Raw genomic sequence first — 4,691 nt, 5'->3', positions numbered from 1 at the left:
AAAAAATCAGTTGCCTTCGCGGCCAATTCCTGCCATTTTTTGTTGCCGACAAAGGCCATCTTGCCATAATCTCCCAAATGAGCCGAATCAATCTTTAGGTCTTCCCAAAAGCCTTTAAGGGTATAGCCTTTAAAATCTTCCATTTCAAAATAGAAGTCCACTTTATGGCCTTTTTCTATGATGTTGTGGATAAGCGGATGCATCTTTTCCATATCCTTTTCCGTAAGTTTCCCGCTGATTTTAGCGGCAATAAGATGTTCTTTTTCCAAGTTTATTATCTGTAACATATTTGTATATCTTTATATTCATCTATTTAAAATATTAGTGCGTTGTATGTGCAAATGATACGCTCTACACGTCACACTAATTTTCTTATTTCAATTACACTTTGTTTATTCATTGTTACCCCTTGTTTCTTTACCGTACTTAGCCTTAAAAAATGGGAAATGATGCGAAACCAGCAATAGTATAATCAATAGTGTACTGGTTATACCAATTAAATACATCCCATATCCTATGGCAATGCCAACACCAGCACTGGCCCATATAGTAGCGGCCGTTGTTAACCCTGATATGGTATTCTTTGAACTGTCCCTAAAAATGATACCCGCTCCCAAAAAACCAATACCAGAGACAATATTGGCGACAATCCTGGTTTGGTCTGCCATCTCAGTATATGTATTGATGATGGTTAAAAGTGCAGCTCCCAAACAAACGGAAGCATAGGTTCTTATACCTGCATCGTGACCGTGAATTTCACGGTCAAGCACAATCAAGATGCCCAGTAACAAGGCAACCAATAATCTGGGAATCAGCGTTATTTCAGTTTGTAAATCCATATTATAGAATGTAAAACGTTTCAGGTTTCTTTTTCTGTGGGATGTCATCATCACCTGTCATCTGCTTTAGATTAATTTCTATAGTTTGGGCCAAATCGGTCATTGGTGTGTCCATTGGGTTGTTTTCAAAGGGATCCTGCATTAAAATTGATGTTTTCTCAATGGCTATAAAGATGATAGGGATAGCGATGGTAAGACCAATTTCCACAGAGAGGTAATTATCGGACAAACCAAACGGAAGCATTGTGGCAAAAACATAAATGATGAGGTGGATCAACAGGCTATGTGCCTTGGGGAATACCGTGTTTTTAATCCTTTCGCATTTGCCCATTGAATCGCAAAGACGCGCAACAGTACTGTCAATTTGTACCTGTTGGAATTTATTGATTGCCTTATCGTTGCGGGCTTCTGATAAGGCTTCAGAATGTTTTAATAGAATAGCATTGGGAACATTTTGGTCATTAATGTCCTGAATTTTTAAATAGCCAGCTACCTTAGGGGAAAAGTCCACTTTCCTTAAGGACTCACCCAGTGCATAGCACCACACAATTTGTCGTAAAACTATTTCTTTAATCCTAAATTCATACTGACTATCCTGTCGGTCATAAAAGGTTATGCTCTGTCGTACCAAAGTACGAGAATCGTTGACAATGGCGCCCCAAATAATACGGGCTTCCCACCAGCGTTCATAGGCTTGATTGGTTCTGAAACCTAACAGTAGTGCCACAGCAGTCCCGAAAACCCCTGTAACGGCTATAGGTATCGAAATTTTACTTAGAAAACCGAATTGGTCTAAAATACCCATAGTTATGGCATAAAACACAATAAATATAATGTCATATTTAATGTATTCAAGAAAGGACCAGATGGATATCCGTTTGTTTAAGAGCATTTTGTTTGTTTATTTTTATGTTTTAAAATTGTTTGCTTGTAATTTCCGTTTATACTTTTCATTCTTGTTTATGCTGGTGCTCAAACTTCTTTCCTATTTTTTGTATAATTGGATAGATGAAAATAGCAATGGCAGAAAGGAAGACGATTCCAGAATACATTGCATAAATCCCAGAAAAAAGTTTGCCGGCATTGGTATTTGCTTCGTCTAATGGTCCCATTCCCGTAAGAATCATTGCGGCATTTAAAAAACTATCTATCCAACTTAAGCCCAACAAAAAATGATACCCCATCATTCCTATACCCAAAGAGGCTGTAACGATTACCATCATTATTACCGTACTATTGAATATTTTATGATATAGCCTATCGTTCCAAGTTCCCATATTTTTTTATTAAATTACTGGTTGTCCATTTTCAAAACCATTTGTGCAAACTGCACCTCTATGGCATCATCGATACCTTTTATGATGGAATCCAAGCCTGTATCAGCCACCAAAACCTGTCCTCTGGCACTTATCAAACACGACATACTTACGCCTTGTTCAATATGTGTAATGGTTGCTTTAAATTGTGATTTAAAGGCTTTTCCTTGATAAGTAACATCTATCAGCCAATTAAAGTCGATAGGGTCGTGCCGTTTTGACAAAAAATCAACAGAAGGCACCGTACCGGTAAACCGAAGCATTAAGGGGTCTTCCTCCCCTGCCAGCATAGCTTTGATTTCAGGGTTGTTGGTCGATAGCGTTTTAAGGTCAAGGACACCACTGACCACTTTGGAATCATAGTCGAGATATAATGCCAGTTTGTGACTTTCTGCCTTAAAGGTTACACTATCGACCCTTGCCATCATCTCAACGTGGCCTTCTTCGGTCCTGTAAATTTTTTGGGCGTTCGCTTTCAGGAAACCAAAAAACAGGATTATTAAAAGATAGTATTTCATCTATTGTTTTACTTCAGTACCGCAATTAGGGCAAAATTTTGCCTCGACCGGCACACTCTCGTTACAGTTGCTACACTTAAACTTGCCTAAAGGTGAACCGCACTTTTTACAAAAGGCTGCGCTCTCTTCATTTTTCTCACCACAGGCCGTGCAACGAATCATTACTTTTGAACCTGAATTATCTTCCCTGTAATCATAACCGCGCTTATTATGATGTCCGCGGGAATGATGGCCTCCGTTTTGAAAGCCTCGAAATAAATGTTTTAAAAATCCCATATTAATATATCTTTTAGTTTATTCTTTGATTAACCAGCCAATGCCTTGTCATTGCTCACTTTCAATCCATATTTTGGCTTCCTGTTTTTGGTCTGGACCAAAATATTTGATTTCGGCATTGCAAAACGGTTTCATAAATTGGGTGGCCCACTTTCGCCACTTTTTTTCGCCGACCAATGCTATTTTTTCATACTCCTTTTCGTGGTCAACATCTTTAGTGAAATCTTTCCATAGCCCTTCTATATGCCAGCCTTGAAAATCGTTCATCTCAAAATACCACCGAACCTTTAATCCTTTTTCAAGAATACTATGGATAAGCGGATGTATTTTTTCAAAGTCGTACTGGTTGAGTTTACCGCTAGCCTTTGTGGTAACCACATTTTCGCTCTTTATGTCTGTAATCTGTAACATCTTTTAAAATTAATATTATTATTAGTGCATTGTATGTGCAAATATCCATTGGCTTTACACTTGCTTTTCTTAATTATAAAGCGCCTTCTTTTTTCCTAAGTGCAAGATGGCTTTAAGCAAATCGAGTTCGCGCGTTCCATTGCCCGTTCTAATATAAAACCGTGACCTCCCGTCTTGACTTAGATAGACCGGTGTTTTGGCCGGGTCTATTTCTATGTAGCAAACGTCATTTTCTCCATATCCGTAAAAAGATACATTTACAGCCGTACATAAATGGGTGCCCAATTTTAAAGATATCAACTGCATCAGGTATTGCTCAAAACCATCTGTACCAGGTTTTTTCAAAGTTTCAAAATCCTGGTTTAGACCGAGGATGTTGCCGTTATCATCTACTCCTATAAGCAATTTACCACCGTTGGTGTTCATAAATCCCGCTATGGTCTTGACAATTACAAATTCCAACTGTTTATTCACTTTGGATTGACGTAAATCCCACCTCAGGGTAGCCTTGAATTCCACAAACTGATTTTCGCCGTTTTTGATAAGCGCTATAATTGCATTGCCGTCATTCCTTTTCTTTGTTAAAATAAAAATTTTATTTCTTAGAAAAACCATAAAGACAAGGCTGCTGCCAATAATCCCGAATAAAACATTTTTGAATATTTGGTCTATATCACCAAAGCGTATCGTATTTTTAATGGTTTTTAAAAAAAAGTAAGTACCAGTTACCAGTATCTCCACTTTCATCATATAAGTAAAGTGATAGTCCCAAGGGCTGAATGATGAACAGTCCAAAGGCAAAGCCTGCCAAAAGCCATATCCCTATTTTTTTCTTTGCATAGATAACGGTGTTATGGTCGTTCGGTCAAAAGCAAAACACTGTTATTTTTTGTTCTTTAACAGGACAGTCTTGCGTTTCTCAAACTCCTCTTCGTCGATTTCGCCGCGGGCGTACCGCTCCCTCAGGGCTTCCATTGCCCTGTCCTTTCTGTTTTTCTGTCCCGGTGTGGGGTAGGGAATTAAAAATATCCAGAAGATAAGAATTATCCATAACCCCCACCATATCCAGTGCATTCCCCAAAAATACCAATCGTCCATCATACTATTTATTTTTTAAATTAATAATTCAGTTCCTGTCGAATTTTTCGACCCATTCTTTAGCGGCATCTATATCTTCAGGCTTGAAAAATTTTATGTAAGCCTTGGAAAATGGAAGCAGCATCTCGGTAAATTGTTCCTGCCATTTAACGCTACCCACTAAAGCAACACGCTTTAAATGTGTTTCATTCGGAAGATTTAATTCAATACCCTTCCAATAGGCACTTACCGTC

Annotated in this window: 10 protein-coding genes; all 10 read right to left on the bottom strand. The window is 38.3% G+C overall.

The features are described from left to right. The coding region (locus tag B2Z27_RS03025; protein ID WP_286812511.1) for an STAS/SEC14 domain-containing protein at window positions 1-287 on the bottom strand (287 nt) is incomplete at its 3' end. A 105-nt stretch (window positions 288-392) separates the two neighbouring features. Beyond that, window positions 393-839, bottom strand: a complete 447-nt coding sequence (locus B2Z27_RS03020) for an MgtC/SapB family protein (RefSeq protein WP_286812510.1) — start codon at window positions 837-839, stop codon at window positions 393-395. 1 nt (window position 840) lies between these two features. Then, a complete protein-coding gene (locus tag B2Z27_RS03015) occupies window positions 841-1,731 on the bottom strand; it encodes a bestrophin family protein (RefSeq protein ID WP_286812509.1) in 891 nt (296 codons plus the stop codon). Window positions 1,732-1,789: 58 nt separating this feature from the next. Further along, window positions 1,790-2,116: a hypothetical protein gene (locus B2Z27_RS03010; RefSeq protein ID WP_027392783.1), complete on the bottom strand. Its 327-nt coding sequence runs from the start codon at window positions 2,114-2,116 to the stop codon at window positions 1,790-1,792. Between the two features lie 14 nt (window positions 2,117-2,130). Continuing rightward, complete coding sequence (locus B2Z27_RS03005) at window positions 2,131-2,673, bottom strand: hypothetical protein (RefSeq protein WP_286812508.1); 543 nt, start codon at window positions 2,671-2,673, stop codon at window positions 2,131-2,133. Beyond that, window positions 2,674-2,949 carry a zinc ribbon domain-containing protein gene (locus B2Z27_RS03000; RefSeq protein ID WP_286812507.1) on the bottom strand — a complete coding sequence of 92 codons (276 nt, stop codon included), beginning with the start codon at window positions 2,947-2,949 and terminating at the stop codon, window positions 2,674-2,676. 48 nt (window positions 2,950-2,997) lie between these two features. Further along, window positions 2,998-3,360: an STAS/SEC14 domain-containing protein gene (locus B2Z27_RS02995; RefSeq protein WP_286812506.1), complete on the bottom strand. Its 363-nt coding sequence runs from the start codon at window positions 3,358-3,360 to the stop codon at window positions 2,998-3,000. 69 nt (window positions 3,361-3,429) lie between these two features. Next, window positions 3,430-4,110 carry a helix-turn-helix domain-containing protein gene (locus B2Z27_RS02990; RefSeq protein WP_286812505.1) on the bottom strand — a complete coding sequence of 227 codons (681 nt, stop codon included), beginning with the start codon at window positions 4,108-4,110 and terminating at the stop codon, window positions 3,430-3,432. 132 nt (window positions 4,111-4,242) lie between these two features. Then, entirely contained in the window at window positions 4,243-4,461 is a 219-nt protein-coding gene (locus tag B2Z27_RS02985) for an SHOCT domain-containing protein (RefSeq protein WP_286812504.1), read from the bottom strand. Window positions 4,462-4,486: 25 nt separating this feature from the next. Beyond that, the coding region (locus B2Z27_RS02980; protein WP_286812503.1) for an STAS/SEC14 domain-containing protein at window positions 4,487-4,691 on the bottom strand (205 nt) is incomplete at its 5' end.

The sequence above is a fragment of the Maribacter sp. UBA3344 genome, assembly GCF_002362375.1.
GTDB lineage: Bacteria > Bacteroidota > Bacteroidia > Flavobacteriales > Flavobacteriaceae > Maribacter > Maribacter dokdonensis.
The sequence above is the reverse complement of the archived record's forward strand: the minus strand, read 5'-3'. Positions and strand labels throughout refer to the sequence as shown.

What these genes read in the sequence shown, in the direction of transcription:
- B2Z27_RS03020 (WP_286812510.1), bottom strand. Translation starts at nt 839, where the DNA reads ATGGATTTACAAACTGAAATAACGCTGATTCCCAGATTATTGGTTGCC.
- B2Z27_RS03015 (WP_286812509.1), bottom strand. Translation starts at nt 1,731, where the DNA reads ATGCTCTTAAACAAACGGATATCCATCTGGTCCTTTCTTGAATACATT.
- B2Z27_RS03010 (WP_027392783.1), bottom strand. Translation starts at nt 2,116, where the DNA reads ATGGGAACTTGGAACGATAGGCTATATCATAAAATATTCAATAGTACG.
- B2Z27_RS03005 (WP_286812508.1), bottom strand. Translation starts at nt 2,673, where the DNA reads ATGAAATACTATCTTTTAATAATCCTGTTTTTTGGTTTCCTGAAAGCG.
- B2Z27_RS03000 (WP_286812507.1), bottom strand. Translation starts at nt 2,949, where the DNA reads ATGGGATTTTTAAAACATTTATTTCGAGGCTTTCAAAACGGAGGCCAT.
- B2Z27_RS02995 (WP_286812506.1), bottom strand. Translation starts at nt 3,360, where the DNA reads ATGTTACAGATTACAGACATAAAGAGCGAAAATGTGGTTACCACAAAG.
- B2Z27_RS02990 (WP_286812505.1), bottom strand. Translation starts at nt 4,110, where the DNA reads ATGATGAAAGTGGAGATACTGGTAACTGGTACTTACTTTTTTTTAAAA.
- B2Z27_RS02985 (WP_286812504.1), bottom strand. Translation starts at nt 4,461, where the DNA reads ATGATGGACGATTGGTATTTTTGGGGAATGCACTGGATATGGTGGGGG.